General features: G+C 59.1%; 23 protein-coding genes and 1 pseudogene. 14 read left to right on the forward strand and 10 right to left on the reverse strand.

The annotated features are described in order from the left end of the window. Nucleotides 1-239 precede the first annotated feature (239 nt). From KU43P_RS17160 to KU43P_RS17195, 8 genes are all read right to left on the reverse strand, one after another. Nucleotides 240-1,529: a tyrosine-type recombinase/integrase gene (locus KU43P_RS17160; RefSeq protein ID WP_317658607.1), complete on the reverse strand. Its 1,290-nt coding sequence runs from the start codon at nucleotides 1,527-1,529 to the stop codon at nucleotides 240-242. Beyond that, entirely contained in the window at nucleotides 1,526-1,954 is a 429-nt protein-coding gene (locus KU43P_RS17165; RefSeq protein ID WP_317658609.1) for a VRR-NUC domain-containing protein, read from the reverse strand. Before KU43P_RS17165 ends, KU43P_RS17160 begins: the two co-directional genes overlap by 4 nt. Continuing rightward, a complete protein-coding gene (locus tag KU43P_RS17170) occupies nucleotides 1,951-2,199 on the reverse strand; it encodes a hypothetical protein (protein WP_317658611.1) in 249 nt (82 codons plus the stop codon). The genes KU43P_RS17165 and KU43P_RS17170 overlap by 4 nt, the downstream gene beginning before the upstream one ends. Beyond that, complete coding sequence (locus tag KU43P_RS17175) at nucleotides 2,196-2,495, reverse strand: DUF1364 domain-containing protein (protein ID WP_317658613.1); 300 nt, start codon at nucleotides 2,493-2,495, stop codon at nucleotides 2,196-2,198. The genes KU43P_RS17170 and KU43P_RS17175 overlap by 4 nt, the downstream gene beginning before the upstream one ends. A gap of 29 nt (nucleotides 2,496-2,524) precedes the next feature. Continuing rightward, on the reverse strand, nucleotides 2,525-3,208 hold the full coding sequence (locus tag KU43P_RS17180) for a replication protein P (RefSeq protein ID WP_317658615.1): 684 nt from the start codon (nucleotides 3,206-3,208) through the stop codon (nucleotides 2,525-2,527). Beyond that, nucleotides 3,205-3,930, reverse strand: a complete 726-nt coding sequence (locus KU43P_RS17185) for a helix-turn-helix domain-containing protein (protein WP_317663852.1) — start codon at nucleotides 3,928-3,930, stop codon at nucleotides 3,205-3,207. The genes KU43P_RS17180 and KU43P_RS17185 overlap by 4 nt, the downstream gene beginning before the upstream one ends. Nucleotides 3,931-3,941: 11 nt before the next feature. Beyond that, nucleotides 3,942-4,607 carry a phage regulatory protein/antirepressor Ant gene (locus KU43P_RS17190; RefSeq protein ID WP_317663854.1) on the reverse strand — a complete coding sequence of 222 codons (666 nt, stop codon included), beginning with the start codon at nucleotides 4,605-4,607 and terminating at the stop codon, nucleotides 3,942-3,944. Between the two features lie 213 nt (nucleotides 4,608-4,820). Continuing rightward, complete coding sequence (locus KU43P_RS17195) at nucleotides 4,821-5,003, reverse strand: Cro/CI family transcriptional regulator (protein ID WP_317658617.1); 183 nt, start codon at nucleotides 5,001-5,003, stop codon at nucleotides 4,821-4,823. A 109-nt stretch (nucleotides 5,004-5,112) separates the two neighbouring features. Between KU43P_RS17195 and KU43P_RS17200 the strand changes: the two genes are divergently transcribed. The 12 genes and pseudogenes from KU43P_RS17200 to KU43P_RS17255 all read left to right on the forward strand — a co-directional run bounded on the left by KU43P_RS17200 (nucleotide 5,113) and on the right by KU43P_RS17255 (nucleotide 12,187). Then, complete coding sequence (locus KU43P_RS17200) at nucleotides 5,113-5,754, forward strand: LexA family protein (protein WP_317658618.1); 642 nt, start codon at nucleotides 5,113-5,115, stop codon at nucleotides 5,752-5,754. Between the two features lie 167 nt (nucleotides 5,755-5,921). Next, entirely contained in the window at nucleotides 5,922-6,170 is a 249-nt protein-coding gene (locus KU43P_RS17205) for a DUF1654 domain-containing protein (RefSeq protein ID WP_317658619.1), read from the forward strand. 505 nt (nucleotides 6,171-6,675) lie between these two features. Continuing rightward, nucleotides 6,676-6,807: a hypothetical protein gene (locus KU43P_RS17210; protein WP_317658620.1), complete on the forward strand. Its 132-nt coding sequence runs from the start codon at nucleotides 6,676-6,678 to the stop codon at nucleotides 6,805-6,807. A 60-nt stretch (nucleotides 6,808-6,867) separates the two neighbouring features. After that, nucleotides 6,868-7,140 carry a hypothetical protein gene (locus KU43P_RS17215; RefSeq protein WP_317658621.1) on the forward strand — a complete coding sequence of 91 codons (273 nt, stop codon included), beginning with the start codon at nucleotides 6,868-6,870 and terminating at the stop codon, nucleotides 7,138-7,140. 224 nt (nucleotides 7,141-7,364) lie between these two features. Further along, nucleotides 7,365-7,747 (forward strand): annotated as a pseudogene (locus KU43P_RS17220) (response regulator transcription factor). A 19-nt stretch (nucleotides 7,748-7,766) separates the two neighbouring features. Continuing rightward, the gene (locus KU43P_RS17225; RefSeq protein ID WP_317658622.1) at nucleotides 7,767-8,099 is read left to right on the forward strand and encodes a hypothetical protein; all 333 of its coding nucleotides are present in this window, start codon (nucleotides 7,767-7,769) and stop codon (nucleotides 8,097-8,099) included. Then, nucleotides 8,096-8,593, forward strand: coding sequence for a single-stranded DNA-binding protein (locus tag KU43P_RS17230; protein WP_317658624.1), 498 nt, complete (start codon nucleotides 8,096-8,098; stop codon nucleotides 8,591-8,593). Before KU43P_RS17225 ends, KU43P_RS17230 begins: the two co-directional genes overlap by 4 nt. Nucleotides 8,594-8,838: 245 nt before the next feature. Beyond that, the gene (locus tag KU43P_RS17235) at nucleotides 8,839-9,192 is read left to right on the forward strand and encodes a hypothetical protein (protein ID WP_317658625.1); all 354 of its coding nucleotides are present in this window, start codon (nucleotides 8,839-8,841) and stop codon (nucleotides 9,190-9,192) included. 45 nt (nucleotides 9,193-9,237) lie between these two features. Continuing rightward, nucleotides 9,238-10,248: a nucleoid-associated protein YejK gene (gene yejK, locus KU43P_RS17240; protein WP_317658626.1), complete on the forward strand. Its 1,011-nt coding sequence runs from the start codon at nucleotides 9,238-9,240 to the stop codon at nucleotides 10,246-10,248. 14 nt (nucleotides 10,249-10,262) lie between these two features. Further along, nucleotides 10,263-10,673 carry a hypothetical protein gene (locus tag KU43P_RS17245; RefSeq protein WP_317658627.1) on the forward strand — a complete coding sequence of 137 codons (411 nt, stop codon included), beginning with the start codon at nucleotides 10,263-10,265 and terminating at the stop codon, nucleotides 10,671-10,673. Between the two features lie 162 nt (nucleotides 10,674-10,835). Continuing rightward, entirely contained in the window at nucleotides 10,836-11,552 is a 717-nt protein-coding gene (locus KU43P_RS17250; protein ID WP_317658628.1) for a hypothetical protein, read from the forward strand. Then, nucleotides 11,549-12,187: a hypothetical protein gene (locus KU43P_RS17255; protein ID WP_317658629.1), complete on the forward strand. Its 639-nt coding sequence runs from the start codon at nucleotides 11,549-11,551 to the stop codon at nucleotides 12,185-12,187. Before KU43P_RS17250 ends, KU43P_RS17255 begins: the two co-directional genes overlap by 4 nt. Nucleotides 12,188-12,246: 59 nt before the next feature. On the opposite strand, the gene KU43P_RS17260 is transcribed toward KU43P_RS17255, so the two are convergent. Beyond that, nucleotides 12,247-12,813: a hypothetical protein gene (locus KU43P_RS17260; RefSeq protein WP_317658630.1), complete on the reverse strand. Its 567-nt coding sequence runs from the start codon at nucleotides 12,811-12,813 to the stop codon at nucleotides 12,247-12,249. A 475-nt stretch (nucleotides 12,814-13,288) separates the two neighbouring features. Here KU43P_RS17260 and KU43P_RS17265 point away from each other — a divergent pair, with 475 nt between their 5' ends. After that, on the forward strand, nucleotides 13,289-14,014 hold the full coding sequence (locus KU43P_RS17265; RefSeq protein ID WP_317658631.1) for a hypothetical protein: 726 nt from the start codon (nucleotides 13,289-13,291) through the stop codon (nucleotides 14,012-14,014). Between the two features lie 615 nt (nucleotides 14,015-14,629). Continuing rightward, nucleotides 14,630-15,139, forward strand: a complete 510-nt coding sequence (locus tag KU43P_RS17270; protein ID WP_317658632.1) for an acyloxyacyl hydrolase — start codon at nucleotides 14,630-14,632, stop codon at nucleotides 15,137-15,139. Nucleotides 15,140-15,482: 343 nt separating this feature from the next. On the opposite strand, the gene KU43P_RS17275 is transcribed toward KU43P_RS17270, so the two are convergent. Beyond that, nucleotides 15,483-15,782: a hypothetical protein gene (locus KU43P_RS17275; protein ID WP_317658633.1), complete on the reverse strand. Its 300-nt coding sequence runs from the start codon at nucleotides 15,780-15,782 to the stop codon at nucleotides 15,483-15,485. Nucleotides 15,783-16,111: the final 329 nt, after the last annotated feature.

A 16,111-nucleotide genomic window follows, 5' to 3' on the forward strand; every position in this document is an offset into this window, starting at 1 on the left:
CAGCTCACACCCCATCTTCAAGCAGACCCCGTTGGCCATTCCCCGATGGGTTGCCCGGCGCCCGCAGCCGCAGTTGCAGCGCCGTCGCGACTTCGATTCAACCTGTTCCTGATAGCAGATCTGCCCAGGCAGCCCGCCGACAAAACCCCAACCCTCCATCCCGCCGCGCATTGCCGCCGAGCGGGCCGCTGGAGACATCGTGTTCAAGTCGGCCATGGCTGGCCCTGGACGCTTCTCAGTCATTTCGAATCCTCGCTTATGGTGGATACCGGAAGTCCCTCGAAGCCCGCGCGCTGTGCGGCCTTGCTGAGAATCCATGAATCCGTTGATCTATCACCGGTCAAGCCGTGAACCGAGGCGAAACCCTTCTGGTCAAGGTGTGCATGCCACTTCTCCAGCGCCTCACGCTTGCGGGCCATGATGTCGGACTGGATGTACACCTTCACGTTGAGGCCCATGGCGTGGTTGATCAGGAGCTCGCCCACCAGGTGGTCAACGCCCAGGTCAGCCCAACCGGTGCGGGCCAGCTTGCGCAGGTCGTGGCTGGTCCATTCGCCCTGCCCCATGATCGCGAACACCGCCGAGGCCTTCGACTCGCTCATGGGCTTGCCCTGCCGGCCCGGGAACAAGAACTCACCCTCGTAACCCTGGTTGAGCTGGATCTCTCGGCAGGCCATCAGCAGGAAGCGCACCTGGTCGGTCAGTGGCAGGCGGTGCTGCACGCCAGTCTTGGTGTGTTCGGCGGGGATGAACCACTCCCGTTCGGCCAGGCTGATATGGCTCCAACGGGCCATGCGGGTCTCGCCCAGGCGGGTACCGTGGCACAGCATCATCAGGGCCAGCAGCCCATGCTGCGGGTTGTTGGCCAGCGTGCTCTTCATGCGCGCCATCAGGTCTTCAAGGTGCACGCCACGGAGGCGCGAAGGCTTGACCGTGACCTTGGCCTTGGAGAAGTCACGAAAGCGGATGCCGGCCATGGGGTTGGTACTGATCAGGCCGAGCTTGGCGGCCTGCCGGAAGGCCAGGGCCAGCAGCTGGAACACCAGGCGCACGTAGTCGATCGACAACGACTCTTGCAGCGGCCACATCAGCTCGCGGTCGAGCAGCGCCTTGTCGATCTGGGCCAGTGGAGTTTCGCCGAGGCGCGGCGCCAGGTGCTGCTTGATCGCCGAGGCCGCCGTGCTCTTGCGCTTGGCCGACAGGCTGCGGTCACGGGACATGCGCTCAGCGAACCAGGCCAGCAGCTCTCCGGTCAGCACCCAGCTCGACAGGCTCGACCCCTCACCTGCTTCTATGCGCAAGCGGATGTCAGGCAGTGCGGCCGCCACCTTGGCAGCGCTCAGCTCAGGATAGGAGCCGATCAGGTTCCACACGCCCTTGTGGATCAAGTACCACGACCCGCGTTCGCGGGAGCGGTGAAACCGGAAGTACAGGCCTTTGTTTCCCAAGGCGCGCAGGTCACGCACCTGGCCGGCGGCCTGCCGGCGAATCTCTGCATCGCTGATTTTTACAGCGGCGGTATTGGTCATGCTGCAACCTCCGTTCTTGGCAACAGCAGGTAGGCCCGCAGCTGCTCCATGGCGTCGAAGTGCCCTTGGCACACGATGGCGAGATAACCCTGCCCGTTCAGGCGGCGAATACATGCCTGCTGGCTGGGAGAGACGGGCGCCGGGTCAACGGTCGCCTTGAATTCGATGTACAGGCCGAAGTAGCCGCCGCGGGCCATCGGCAGGACCAGGTCGGGAATGCCCGCCTTCACGCCTTGAGCCTTCAGCTTCACAGCGACAGCCTTCACTCGGTGGCCACCGTTCGGGACGTGGTAAATCAGCTCGAAGACTTCGGGATAGCGCAGCTCAATCTCCTGCATGAGCGCAGCCTGCTCCTGCCCCTCGCGGTCGACAGGCTTGGCTCTTGGCTTCTTGGGCTTCACGGGCTTCGTGGTAACGGACTTCATTGCTCCACCTGCCCAAGCTGGCCCCGGATCTTCGCAATGCCCTCAGGTGACATGAACGCCTGGCCGCCGAACATGATCATTTCGTGGCAAGGGATCTCCTTGGCGCACCAGCGATAGCGTCGGGCAGGTGCGTTCTTCCAATGGCACCATTTGCGCTCAGTCTTCCAGCGGATGGTTTTGGTATTGGCCAGCAGGTCGCTGGCATAAACCGGGATCCCGCCGAACATCAGGGCTGGGCTTCTCATGCGGCCACCTTCCCTTCGTTCACTAGGATATCGAGCGTTCGCACCACGCCCTCCAGATGCATGAACCGCAGCTCTTCGTGGCTGAACGTGGTTTTGCTGCGCGAATCGACGGCGTCATGGCAGGAGCTGCAAGCCCAGGCCCCCTGCAGGTCATTCGGCTTGATGCCAACGCCGCAGGTGCCGGCCAGTCGGTAGTGCGCGAGGACGGTGGTCTCGGGGTTGCCGTTGCAAACGCCTGGGATGCGCACCTGGCACTCCTGGCCGCGGGCGGCCTTTGTCAATTTGGTTTGCCGCATGGGGTCTAGCCTCCTTGCAGGTGGGGTGGTTATCGGCCGGCCAAGCGATCTCGCATGGCTGCCAATGCGGACTGGCCGACTTCGGGGGTGCGCCGGGCGGCAACTTCGGCAGGAAGTGCCAATGGCATGGCTTGCAGCGGCTCGCCAGCGACCAGTCGGCGCACAGCGATCGCGTAGTTGCGCTCGAACAGCTTCGAGCTGGCATCTGAAGGGAGCTTGTTGAGGTTCTCGAACCCACACTCCTTGGCGGCATGCCAGACAGCGTCGTGACTCCACCTGCCCTTCCCCGCCATGGCCGGGTGGGCGTTGCGGCAAGCCTCACGAAAGGCCATCGCCAGCGATGGGAGCCCAAGCATTTCCGGCGACGGCTGGCACCACTGGATGAATTCTCCAGGTGGCGGGATGAACGGTGCTCCTGCCTGGCGGCAGCGCATCAGGCCAAACTGCAGCTGCTCAGGGCTGCAGATGCCTGCTTCGAGAAAGGCGGTCAGCCATTGCTGCTTGGATGCGTTGTAGGTGGCTTGGTCTGGCCATGCCTGTTTCCAGGCTGTACAAATCGAGCGAAGGTCGCGGAACAGGTCGTTGATCACCTCCGCTGTCTTCCGATTGAGCTCGGCCTTGACGTCATCGGGCAGCTTGTAGCCTGCAGGGATGTGCTGGCCGGATTGAACCTTGGCCCACAGCCCGTGCGCGACTACTGAAACAGGGTTCATTGGGCACCCCCATTATCGATCCAGGAAGTGTCGTCATCGTCGAGCCCGCCAGACTGTTGCCCTGAGCGGCCGGAGACCGAGCCTGCTGCACGTGCCAGATCACGCCTCACCCAGCCCACCAGCGCTGCGATCCACTGCTTCTCGGTTTGCACAGTGCCTTTGGCATCGTGGTGGATGACGAACCCGGAGATGGCTTCGGCCGAGAAGTTCTTCAGGGTAAGGCCAGCCATCACCGCATAGGCCTGCAACTGATCTTGATCTGGAACCCACTCGAGGAACATTTCGAATGGCTCACGCGTAGAGTGAGTAGATTGGTTCAATGACGGATTGGGTGCAGCTGCTGCACCCCGTTCTGCCTTTTCCTGCACCCCGTTCTGCTGTGAGCTGCACCCCGTGCGGTTTCCTGCACCCCGTTCAGAACGAGGTGCAGCAGATGCACCCCGCTTAAGCTGCAGGTCGTAAACGACCGGACGTCGATCACGACGATCGATGTATGCAGCAGCGATTGCCTGGTTGCCTTCGGCGATCCAGCCAGCGGCTGCCAACTCGTCCAACTTGAGGCGCACTGTGCGCTCAGACAGGCCTGTGTCTTCAGATAGAGTCCCTGCAGATGGGAAGGCGCCGCGCCCATCGCTACCCGCATAATTGGCCAGGCAGAGCAGCACATGGCGAGCAGCTGGGTTCTCCAGCGACGACTTTGGAATCGCCAGGGCCCAGGTCATAGCTTGAACACTCACAGCGATCCTCCGGCCTTCAGCTCAGCCAGCCGCGCCAGCCCCTTGGGCGTCACCAGAGGATCGAATGCAGCGCGCTCAACACCGGTCTCGGGGTCAGGCTTCAACGCGGTTACCTTGTGCTTCATGTGCCCCGCAGCGATGCGCGGCTGATAAGCAATCCAGCGTTTCGAGCCGCGCCGACGGTAAATCCACCGGTTCTGCTCAAGCCACTCGAACAGTTTCGAGGGCTGAACCTGTAGTTGCTTGGCCGCGTCCGTGATGCAAATTGCACCACCGGCAGCTGCCAAACGCTCAATGGCGGCAACCTTCGGGGCCTGCTTCTCGATTACTTGCTGAAGCTGTAGGTTCTGCTCAGCCTGATCTGCTGCAAGGCGCAGCGCCTCAGCGAAGGTTTGTGGGATCTGCACTTGGCCGACCACTCGCGCTTCAAGCTCTTGCCAGCGATCAATGATCTTGGCCCGGAGCCGGGAGCTGTATCCGGAGACCAGCACCAACGAGTCGCGCTGGCTCAGCAGGAACTCTGGGTAGGACTGGCCGTTCTGTGGATGCTGATAGGGGGTCTCCTCAGATTTGAGGACACCCTCTGCAACCAGCCGGCGGGCATCACGGAGCACATTGTCGTGCCCCTTCCCGGTCAGTTTCGCCACCTCCCGGGTAGACATGACCTGACGCGACAGATTTGGCGAATTGCCAATAACTGACGCGACAGCCCTGGTGTTGCTAGCATCGATTGCGGAGTGCATAATCGACCTCGATGTGTTGTTGAAGAAGCCGGGCTGCCACCCGGTTTTTTTATGCCTGCGATTCAGGTACTGGATGGATCAGCAGGTGTTTTGGTCATCTACTGGCGCAATGCCAGGCGAGTGAAAATGTGCTCAGCCAGTGACAGACGCTTTGGCCTCTACCAGGAGCTTTCCGTTTGAAAGAATCTGGAGCTGGTACTGGCGAGAGATCGGCACGAACTCTCCCCACATGGTCACGGCGCTGGGTTGAATGCCCAGGGCCTCAGCCAGCTTCTTCTTGCTGCCGAAGTGATTTGCGGCGTCACGCGTTTTCATTGCGCTTCCTCGATGGTGCGTTCTCGAATTTCAGCATGCTGAAGCTCTTGAGTCAACGACACCGTTAAGCGAACTGCATACTTAAATTCAGTTAACTTAAACTCATCGCATGGAAAGACACGAGCGAATTGCCAAGGCCATCGCGGTCAGCGGCCTAAAGAAGGGCGAGATTGCAGCCGCGTGCGGTGTAGCAAACTCAGCCGTTACCCAGTGGATTTCGGGCGAAAGCAAAAGCCTGAGACCAGAGAACCTCTATGCCCTTGCCAAAGCCACGGGCTTTAGAGCCGAATGGCTTGCCATCGGCGAGGGCCCCGAGACACAAGAGAGCAATGTTGCGACCGTACCTCAGCCTAATTTTCGGTACCCGGTGATCAGCTGGGTGGCTGCGGGGGCGTGGGCAGAAGCTGTTGAGCCTTTCCCGCCGGGGTTCTCAGATCGCTACGAGGTGTCTGATTACGACTCCAAGGGCGTTGCGTTTTGGCTCGAAGTCAAAGGCGACTCTATGACATCCCCGGTGGGCACCAGCATCACTGAGGGCATGATGATCCTGGTTGACACCGAGGCAGAAGCGATCTCAGGGAAGCTGGTTGTGGCCAAGCTCGCTGACAGCAATGAAGCGACGTTCAAGAAACTAGTTGAGGATGGCGGTCGACGCTTCCTCAAGCCTCTAAACCCCGCCTACCCTGTTGAAGTATGTGCCGAAGGTTGTCGCATTGTCGGCGTTGTCGTGCGCGCGATGATGAAGCTGTAAGCCTCTACGCAAGATAAGCCCGGCGATTGCCGGGCTTTTTTTTTGCCCGCGCGAGGCCGGATCTGCTGCGAATATTTACCCGTAATGCATTTTTACAGGTAGCGGCCACTTGAAAAGATCCTCAACACAGGATAACTGTATGGATATACAGCACAAGGAATTATCTCATGCTCGCCCTTGCCTTTTCTCACTCCCCCTCTCGCTCATATGAACGCCTCGGTTATCGCATCCAGCAAGCTATAGCCTCTCCTCATGTTCAGAAGCGACAGTTCGTGGAGTTAAGGCCCGCTCCTGGAGAATCGCCGGCTGACTGGCAGCGGATACTGCATGACCTCGAAGACACCTCAGGGGTGAAGGTAGAGCGAATGGATACCGGTGCTGTCCGCATCGCGTGGTGCGATTTCTCAGAACTGTGAAGGATCTCAAGCCCGCCTCAAGCGGGCATTTTTTTGCACCTCAATTTCAGATTGCTGAAAATATTTATTAAGCATGCTTGACCTATTAATTTCAGATTGCTTAAATTCACCCCATGCCGACACACATCGGCCAGCAACAAAGGCAGCTACGGCAGCCACCGCTCTTTACACATCGTCGGGAACCTCGCGGATCGATCCCCGGTAACGGGAAGCCCCTTGCGGGCATCGCTGAAAAGCGAACAGCGCGAGCAACAAATTCGATCCCCATGCCAGCTCTGGAACTGGCCAGCTCAAAGCCATGCGGCGCGCTCCCTCACTGAAAGCGTCAAGCGGGCCAAGGGTTGAGCTGCAAACGCTCCCTGCCGGGTAGCCCTCAGAACGGGCTGGTGCACTGGTACAGCGGGCCACGCCGGGGAACCGGTGGAGGCTGCAGCAAGCAAGACCACGTATTCACTGAAGCACCTGGGCGACCGGGTGCTTTGGGAATCCACCGGAGGAGCACGACATGAACCGCAAGCAATTCCGCAAAGCCCGAGTCGCCGTGAAGTCCGACCGCATCAACAACACCTGCAACTGCCTCGTTCCCGGTTACGAGAAGGCGCTGATCCTCGAGCTGATGCACCGCGACCGCACCTGACGATTTCACTGGCTGGCCTTGGCGACAGGGCCAGACGGGAAATCAACCGAGGAACCCAGCATGCAGATCAACCAACAGAAAACGGTTCAGGTCGACGTGACCGAGCTTCGCCTTCACATCAAGGTACGCGACGGCTTTGCGGCTGGCATTCAGGACGCGCAGGGCGACGAGGTGGGCAGCTATGAAGGCTACGTGCCCGACTTCTTCCCGGGCGATCACTACGGCGACTACCTGATCCCGAACATCGACTTGGAGACCGGCCAGATCAAGAACTGGAAGAAGCCGGGCGCCGCTGACATCGAGAAGATGCTGGCCCAGGGCGAGGACGACTGAACAACCAGCGCCACGTCAGCCTGACGATAACTGCCCGATCTACCTGGTTCCCCATCACCAGGCTGCATCGGTGTGTGATCTGAATGCGCAGGCTGATGCGCGGACGCGTTTCAAACAAGCCGGGAGTTTGAGCGCTGGGCTGATACCCAGCGCAGGCGGACACCCTGCGCCGGAGATCAGCACCGGCCAGATCACACACCAATGTAGCCCACCGAGGACACTTCATGGAAACGATCACTCGCGGCAAATGGACTGGCCACCTCGGCATGCTTCTGGCTCCTCGCGAGCTGGAAGCTCTGCTTTGGGTTGCCCAAGACCTCACCACAAAAGAAATCGCTCGACTGATGGAAGTCTCACCCGGGACCGTAGCCAACGGCATCGAGCGGGTAATCCACAAGCTGAAGGCAAAGCGTCGCATGGACGCCGTTATGAAGGCCTGGGATCAGAAAATAATCAGCCCCCTTGCATTGCCCTTGCCTGCCTTATCGCCATGCATGCTGTGATCGACGACAGCGACCCGATGCGCCGTGATCGCCGGGCGCCCGAGCGGCGCACTGCCCAAGTTCGAATCGTTCGCCGGGCTGAGGCCCTAGAACTCCATGCCTGACCAACACAAGGACCACCTCATGAACGCAGCCATTCGCAACAGCCAGTTGCAGTACGCGCAGACGCAGCAGCTGGCAGAAGCCGCCGCAGCCCAGTTCCGCAGCAACTCCCGCTTCTTCGTCCAGCAGGGCGAGAACAACAGCTGGGCCATCGTCGGATCCGATGACAACCGCCTGTACGGTCAGCGTCGTCGTTACTTCGACGCAGTGACTTACGCCCAGAGCCTGGAGCGCGCGGTCGAAGCGAAGAGCCTGCCGGTGATCACCGTCAAGCAAGCCAGCGACAAGGTCACACGGTGGGGCTCGCTGCTGGCCCTGCTGCTGATCATCAGCGCAGCGGTGGCACAGTCATGAGTCGCGGGGTAAACAAGGTCATCCTAGTCGGCACGCTTGGCCAGGACCCGGAGGTGCGCTACCTGCCCAACGGCAACGCTGTGACCAACCTCAGCTTGGCTACCAGTGAGCAGTGGACTGACAAACAGTCAGGTCAGAAGGTCGAGCGCACTGAATGGCACCGGGTGTCGTTGTTCGGGAAAGTGGCGGAGATCGCCGGTGAGTACGCCCGCAAGGGCTCCCAGCTCTATATCGAGGGCAAGCTTCAGACCCGCGAGTGGGAGAAGGACGGCATCAAGCGCTATACCACCGAGGTGCACGTCGACATGCGCGGCACGATGCAGCTGCTCGGCAGCCGGCCACAAGGACAGCAGCCTGGGCAAGTGCCAGATCGGCAACCCAGCCAGCAGCGGCCGGCGCGCCAGCAGCAGAACCAGCAGGCGGCGCCACCTGATCACGACAATTTCGACGACGACATACCGTTCGCGCCCCTCCATCACCTCGCCGGTGCGTAGCCATGAGGCGCCGGCAGCGTGTTCACCCGCCCGCGTACTACCTCGGTCGCGCCTGCCGCGACAACAGCCAATCTCGCGATGCTCAGCCTTACGACTGGCTCACGGTGAACTGCGGCTGGTGGCTTGCTGGCTGGTACGACCGAGACATGGAGCTATCCGCTTGAAACGCATCACCACGCGCGTCCGGCACGGCCGGCGCCAGCAGCACATCAATTTGCCGCCCAGCGGCTTGGGAGGTATCGGTCATGGCCGAGAAGAAGACCGGATCGAAGAAACACTCTGCGGACTACCGGGAGCGCCAGAAGGAGGAAGCCGAGAAGCTGGGTATCGAAAAAGTCTTCTTCAACATGCCTGAGGGCATCAAGAGGGCTATGGCTGCAGAGCTCAAGCGGCTCGGCTACAAGCAGGTGCAGGAACTCTGGCAAGACCTTGCTTTGTCATGGATCCATCAGGACCCGATAGAGCGAGGACGTCGACTGAAGAGGCCTGACGCGCCAGCTTTTTACATCTCTCGAAAACTAGCGCGTCAGTTCGAAGAAAAGAGCTTGCGCGACATCCGCCGCGACCCCGGCGACGAAATCGTCAGTCCAGACCTGTAACCCCCTTATCGACACCATGCCGAATCCGGCCACGGAGGAACCCCCATGCCCATTCGCCACGCAGTCATGCACTTCATCGACAAAAAGCCGGATGGAAGCCCGGCGGCCTTACACCTGGCCAGCAGCGACCTGCCCGTAACCGGCGCCGTCGAGAACCTGGTGTACGACGTGAACAGCGCCTACAACAGCAAGGCGGGCAAGGTCTGGGGATTCTTCCACGGAGAGTCCGGCGCCTACCCGCTCAGCGGCTGGCTGGCCAAGGTCGTCAGCGGCGAGATGAATTTCATCGACTTCACCCGCATCGCGGCCGAACACCTCTGCAAGCTGATGGAGGAATCGAATCTCGCTGTGGGCGGCCACGTGCTGTTTGCCCTCCAGTCGAATGGGCCGACTGACTACCTGACGGTGGCTGTGCTGCAGCAGGTCGAAGCCGTGGCAGTGGCATCCGATCTGACGGTGGCGACTTCGCGCCAGCTCGACGTTGGCTCGATCCATATGGGCGCACGCATCAACCTGAGCGAGTGGAAGAACAACCCCGCATCTCGCCAGTACATCTCATTCATCAAGGGCAAGAGCGGCAAGAAGATCTCAGCCTACTTCCAGGACTTCGTCGGCTGCCAGCAAGGCATCGACGGCGCAGGCGAGACGCGCACCCTGCTCAAGGCCTTCAGCGACTTCGTGGAGAGCGAGGATCTGCCGACAGACGCCGCCCGCGAGAAGGCGCAAACCCTAGCCGATTACGCCACCGCCCAGATCAAGCTGGGCGAGCCGGTGACTCTGCAAGAGCTGTCCGAGCTGCTCGACGAGGATCGCCCCCGGCACTTCGCCGACTTCATCCGAAACGCCGACTATGGCCTGTCACCAGAGATCCCGGCAGACAAGCGCACCCTCAAGCAATACCGCCGCTTCACCGGGCGCGCCGAAGGCATGTCGATCAGCTTCGAGGCACACCTACTCGGCGAGCGTGTCGAGTTCGATCAGGCCAGCGCCAGCTTGACCATCAAGAACCTGCCGACGCAGCTGGTTGATCAGCTCAAGCGTTCCGCAGCGGCCTGAGAAAGGAGAAAGCCATGATCGGCACCCCCTGCCACTACGTCCAGCAGTACTACCAGGTCCCGGCGTGCATCGGCCGCCGCGTGATCGCCTACGGCAAGCCAGGCGTCATCGCAGCCGACCACGGGCACTACATCGGCGTAGTGCTCGATGGCGACGCGAAACGCCAGGTCCGCAACCATCATCCCGAGGACGGCATCGTCTACGGAGAAATGGCGGACAAGCTGCCCAGGGCGCCCAAGCGCTCAAACTACGACCGCTTCAACGACGAGGAGTGGAACTGCGACTTTGTCGAGTATCTGGAGATCAATCACCCGCAGTTCCAGCGACGCATGGAAGACATGCCTAGTCCGCATGGTTCGCTACTACCGTGGCACGCACTACAGCAACTACCCGAAACGCGACCGGCTCTGCATTTACAGGCCTGACTGTGACGTCGAGGTGGCCGGCGAGTGGCTGGACAACAAGGCCGACGCCAAAGCCAGCTACAAGGCCGCCCTGTACAAGCACCTTGCCGAGCAACGCACCGAGAAGAAGCGCCTCGGTTACTAGTCAATTGCCGCGCACCGCTGGGGCGCCAGGGAAAAGAAGTGAAACAACAAGACCGCGACCAGCTGATCGCCCGGATCACTGAGTGGATGAAAGACCACACCTACACCCAGGTGGTCGATTCGAATGGCGTCGAGGTATGGCGCTGCAAGAAGCCCGACACCAATCACCTGGCTTTCGATATCTGCGTCACTCCGTCGTTTATGGCGATTGCCGGCGACATCGGCGACCTGCTTTTCCGCGTCGGCTCCGGCTACGGCATCAACTTCCTGCGCCACCAGTGCGATGGCTATATGCACGAAAAGCTGGCCGAGGCCTATCGCCAGGTCAAAGAGTTCGACCGGGAAAGCTTCCTAGACGATGTCGTTGATGCTGTTTGCGAACGCATCAGCACCGATGTTCCCGAGGATCTGTTGCCTGATTGGGCGGAAGAAGGGAAGCGCGATGTCAGCGCTGACGACGTGATCGAATGGCTACGGGAGCGCGCTGATGACGACGAGCCAGCTGACTTTCCGTTCGATGATGTAGCAAGTGCGCTTGAGCGCGCCCAGGAGATCGTCGGCTACGGTCGAGAGGCTGACAGCGTAATCGCGCACGACTTCCTGAGAGAGAACGAAAGTGTGCTGGGCATCAGCGACACCTTTGAATGGCACCTGGATAAGCCCACCGTCAGCATCTGGCGCCGCCTGTTCTACGTCCGCCACGCAGCCAACGCGATTATGGCCATCAAGGAGCAGCAGCAGACGGAGGTCGCATGACCGATTTCTACCTGCAGGACAGTCGCAGCCATGTCGGCGACGGCATGATGTTCTGGGCGAAGGAAGGTCGCGGCTACGTGACCGATCTAGACCAGGCCGAGCTGTTCACCTTTGAAGAGGCATGCCGCCACCGTGACACTGATATCCCCTGGCCGAAAGAGTACATCGACGCCAGGGCGCACTACGGCGTCGACTGCCAGCTGATGGAAGACGACAAGCGCATCGTGGGGCTACAGGCCGGCGCCCGCGTCTACGTGCACGTGCCAGGGGACTGGAACGGAAACGATGTTTACTGGGTCAGCGAACAGCGCGGTAAGGTGACCGAGAACCTGCAACAGGCCATGAGCATGGACCTGGAAAATGCTCAGTTCACTTATGCCAACCACGCCGGCCAAGGCACAAGAGTCTTCTGGCCGGCGACCTATATCGACGAGATCAGCAGGCGCCTGGTGCATCGCCAGAACGTGGACCATAAGTTGGCCCTGCGCGTGGCCGGCGTGAAGATGCCCAGGCTGCCCAAGGTCGCCAAGCGCCGCGAGCCGATGCTCAATTGCTGCGGCTGCGGACGCTTCATCAGCTGGCATGGCCGATTCCTCAACAACTGCCGGAACTGCGGCGCGAACAACTGCCCGTGACCCTCCGGCGCTGCCCGCCAGCGCCTTCCCCTATTCAACAATAATGCCGACTTGAATTTTCAATCTTCAGGCCCGTGTATCTCTTCAGTAGATGGGCGAGGAGCACCACTGGCAGCTGCCGATTCAAATCGACGCACTGCGATCTGGAGATGATCTTTTATTTCAGATGCAGAATCGGACCATTTTTTGTAACTCTGCCGCTTGATCCTCGCCTCGTTGTCATTCCATGACACCTGAGTGAGCCTGTATTTCACCTCAGCGGCAAATATGTGTATCAAGCCAAGAGCACGTGCAAGTCGTTTCGCTGCATGACCTGGCAATCCTAAGACCTGATAGAGATCCTCATTCGTAATTTTCAATGCAGCTGAGTCTATCTCGTCCACCAAAGCGAACAATTGGGGATCACTACTCTCGTAATCGTCATCATTAAAAATAAGCCAAGCGTGAAGTAGCGAGACTTGGGTTTCCAAGAAGCTCACAGGCCCATGCATTCTCGCAGCAGCTAGATCCGCACGATCCTTCTCGATTTTGCGGCTGTCAACAACCGCCCGGTACGAAAAACCTAATGCCACTACCACAGCGGCACACGTACCGATAGCTGAAGCAGCTTCCCAAAACTCACTCATCACTTGAGCCTCGTTTATCCTAAACCAGCTTTATCCAGATGATCAGGTCGAGCAAAACTTAGTCTGCCCTCCTAATTCGGAATGGCCGCCGCTTTACTTGGCGTACGGTAACGCTCCACATGTCTTCCTGCTTTCCAGTTGAAAGTACAATTCTTTCGTCATGACTGCACACGTACCGCACGCGGTCCTCTGTGAGATTGTTATGGCTGGCTATGACACGAGTAGATCTAAACGGTGGGCTATCTGGAATTTTCGACTGTTCGAGCATCCATGAATAGACCTTATCGGAGTCGCACCTGTCCCTGATAAAGCCATGTAGCAACTGGACACCATAGAGTGTAAGACCTGCAAAAGCCCCACCGAATGACGTTGAAATGATGTCGGCCCAGATCTGCTCCATGCAGTAACTCCCAAAATTCTAACCTTCTCACGAGCGCCACCACTGCGCCATCACTTATTGAGCGGAGGTATCCCCATGCCCACAGAAAACCGATCCAGCAACACCGAGATGGTCAGCGTGCCCGAAGGATTCATGCTGGTTGAGCGCAGCATCTGGACAGAGCAGCAGGTCGAGGCCGCTACAGCGTGCATTACGCGCCTAAAGGGCGTGCACGGCATGCGCGACCGAGACTTGGCAATGGCTGCCATAGATGCCGCCCAGTGCAAAGCGCCCGATATCGCCCTGGCCGACATTCTTCCAGTCCCTCTGCCCTACCCCGAGCCAATAGCCTGGATGGTTGGTACTGCCTTCTGGTGGACCAAAGAAGAGGCAGAGAGGGATGCGGCGGCGACTGGTCTGCAGATTCTTGGGCTGGGTCCGATGACTGGCTCCATCCCTACCGATCAGAGCCAGGACATTCCGGTGGGCGAAGTCGTGGCATTCGGCATAGGCCTGCATGAAATCGCTTGGGCAGCCGGGCGCATGCCGAATCTTAGCGCCAAGCTCTACACCAGCGCCGACCCTGGCGAGGTTGAGCGACTGAAGTCCATTGAAAGGTCATATGGTCTGCGCGAAGCGCTATTGGAACAGGTGAAGGGCGAGCGTGACCGAATGATCGCTCGCACCATGGAGCTGGCCGACCAACTGGCCGATCGGGATGCGCTGCTGGCGGAGATCGCGAAGCGGCACTGGTCCGGCGTTGATTTCGATCTGCCCGCAGATCTCGCCGCCCGGATCAAAGCCCTATCCGCCAGCGCCTAGCAAGCCAGCACGCACAAGGGCATCGATCAGAAAAACGAAAGCAGTCACCAGGTGGATCACTTCGGTTGTTCGCTTCATGGCTCGCTCCGAGCAGTTGTTTGACGCTCGAAGTCGACGATGCGCTTGCGGTAGTACTCGATGGTCTGAACAGTCAGCACGCCGCACTGGTCGTCAAATCGAACAGAGCACATTTGTACTCCTGACGCTGCAACCCCTCTCCCCTCTATTCACTGCCGCGATACTGCGGCGATGTACCCCATGCCCACAGGAAACGGTCTACCAGTACCTATACGGCGGCCACACGCAGAAACGGGCCCGTTTCAGTGAAAGGGGATGCCCGAAGATGGGTGTTACGGTTTGTGCCTGAAATAGAAAGCCAAGGCCACCACATCAACTGCCAGCACGACTGCAATCGCGAGGAGCATTAAAAAGTGGTCGCCCGGAAGCATCTAAGCATTCCCCGATTTGAGCAGTCCACTAGGTAGTAGCAATTCCTATTCCAATCACCAAGGTCTTAAGCGTTTAAAAATTTTCTTCGAGGCGGAACGATTTGATAGCACAATGATTCAGATAGCTTGCTAACAAACAAAATCAGGTTTTTAGGACACCGTGATCATGAAGAAAATCATCGCAGCGTCGGTGCTTTCCTTAGCAGCATTCTCTGCAGGAGCAACTGAATTATCAGGTGCCGTGGGAGCAACCTCCCAAGGAGGGATGACTGCCCGAGCGGGAGTAGGATTTGCCTGGGACAAAACGTGGTGGGAGTCAAATACCGGTCGACTGACAGGCTATTGGGACGCTGCATACACGTACTGGGAAGCGGGCGATGCCTCAGGTGGCGCCCATTCCCTCTCGTTCGCTCCAGTGTTCGTCTACGAGTTCGGGAGTGGCAACATCAAACCATTCATCGAGGCGGGCATCGGTTTGGCGGTGTTCTCCGGAACTTCGGCCGGGGATCAAGAGCTGGGCTCTGCCTTCAATTTTGAAGATCGCATCGGGGCGGGCCTGAAGATCGGAGAGACTCAAAGGATCGGCATTCGTGCGATGCACTACTCCAATGCCGGGATCAAACAACCGAATGATGGTATCGAATCCTACGCGTTGTTTTACAGCCATCAAATCTGATGCCGATGAGCCCGCATGCGTGCGGGCTCATCGAAAAGGCGAACGCGCTTCACCCTTGTCACCCTTCTGTACTCAGTACATCACTCCGCTTGGGAAAGCTTTCCCGCGGGGCAACCGATGAAGTATTTCGCCGACACGTTAAGCTCCCGTATCGAACCATCTACGTGCGTGCAGCTCACCCACCAGTCAGGCGTCTCTTTCGTAAGTACACCAACGGCGGTCAGCCTCAGCAATTCGGGATCTACGCCCAACTGCTCAGCTGCAGCCATCAGAGATAGAAGTGCCTGACGAATTTGAATGTCAGCTTCTCTCGCGGACGTCATGGATATGCCCTTAATCTCGTTCAGCACCCTCTAGCTGCCAAAACTCCCTCTTCCTGAGCTTTGGTAGCCAACTTTCTTGCGTAGCCGACGCCCCAGGCCAACGCCCTAGTCATCGACTCACCAGGCCGAGAGTCGAAGGCCTCCTCGTGGATGGCAATGCCACTCGCCACGTACACGCCAATGAACATCTGCGTGTTGCCTGTTCGAGACAATCGTACTTGCACATCAATGAATGTCCCGTCACTCAGCGTTTCGTCGTGAATGCGATGGTGAAGCGTCGGGTCAGCCCAAGTCCAGAAAACATCGCCACGTATTCGCATGCAGCCCTCCTGCAACTGTTGTGGAGTGGTCATTTATTCAACTTAGCCAAAGCCAAACGGGTCGCAAGCGCATTCAGCCCTACTGTGAGCTGTATCGGACAACTGGCCCCAGAGCAACCCTACCCTCTATTCACTGCCGTGATATGGCGGCCAGGGGATCAGCTTCGCACGCGCTTTACTGCTCCAGCAGCCATGAGGGCGGCGCCTGGTATCCAAAGGCCCGGCATTGAGGTGCCCAAGCCGACAGCAAGCAGTGCGATACCAACAGCAAACATAGCGTTCTCCTTAACCAAAAGATCCATTTCGAAACCACGCCAATTTAAGCACAA

The organism is Pseudomonas sp. KU43P (assembly GCF_033095865.1).
Taxonomy (GTDB): domain Bacteria; phylum Pseudomonadota; class Gammaproteobacteria; order Pseudomonadales; family Pseudomonadaceae; genus Aquipseudomonas.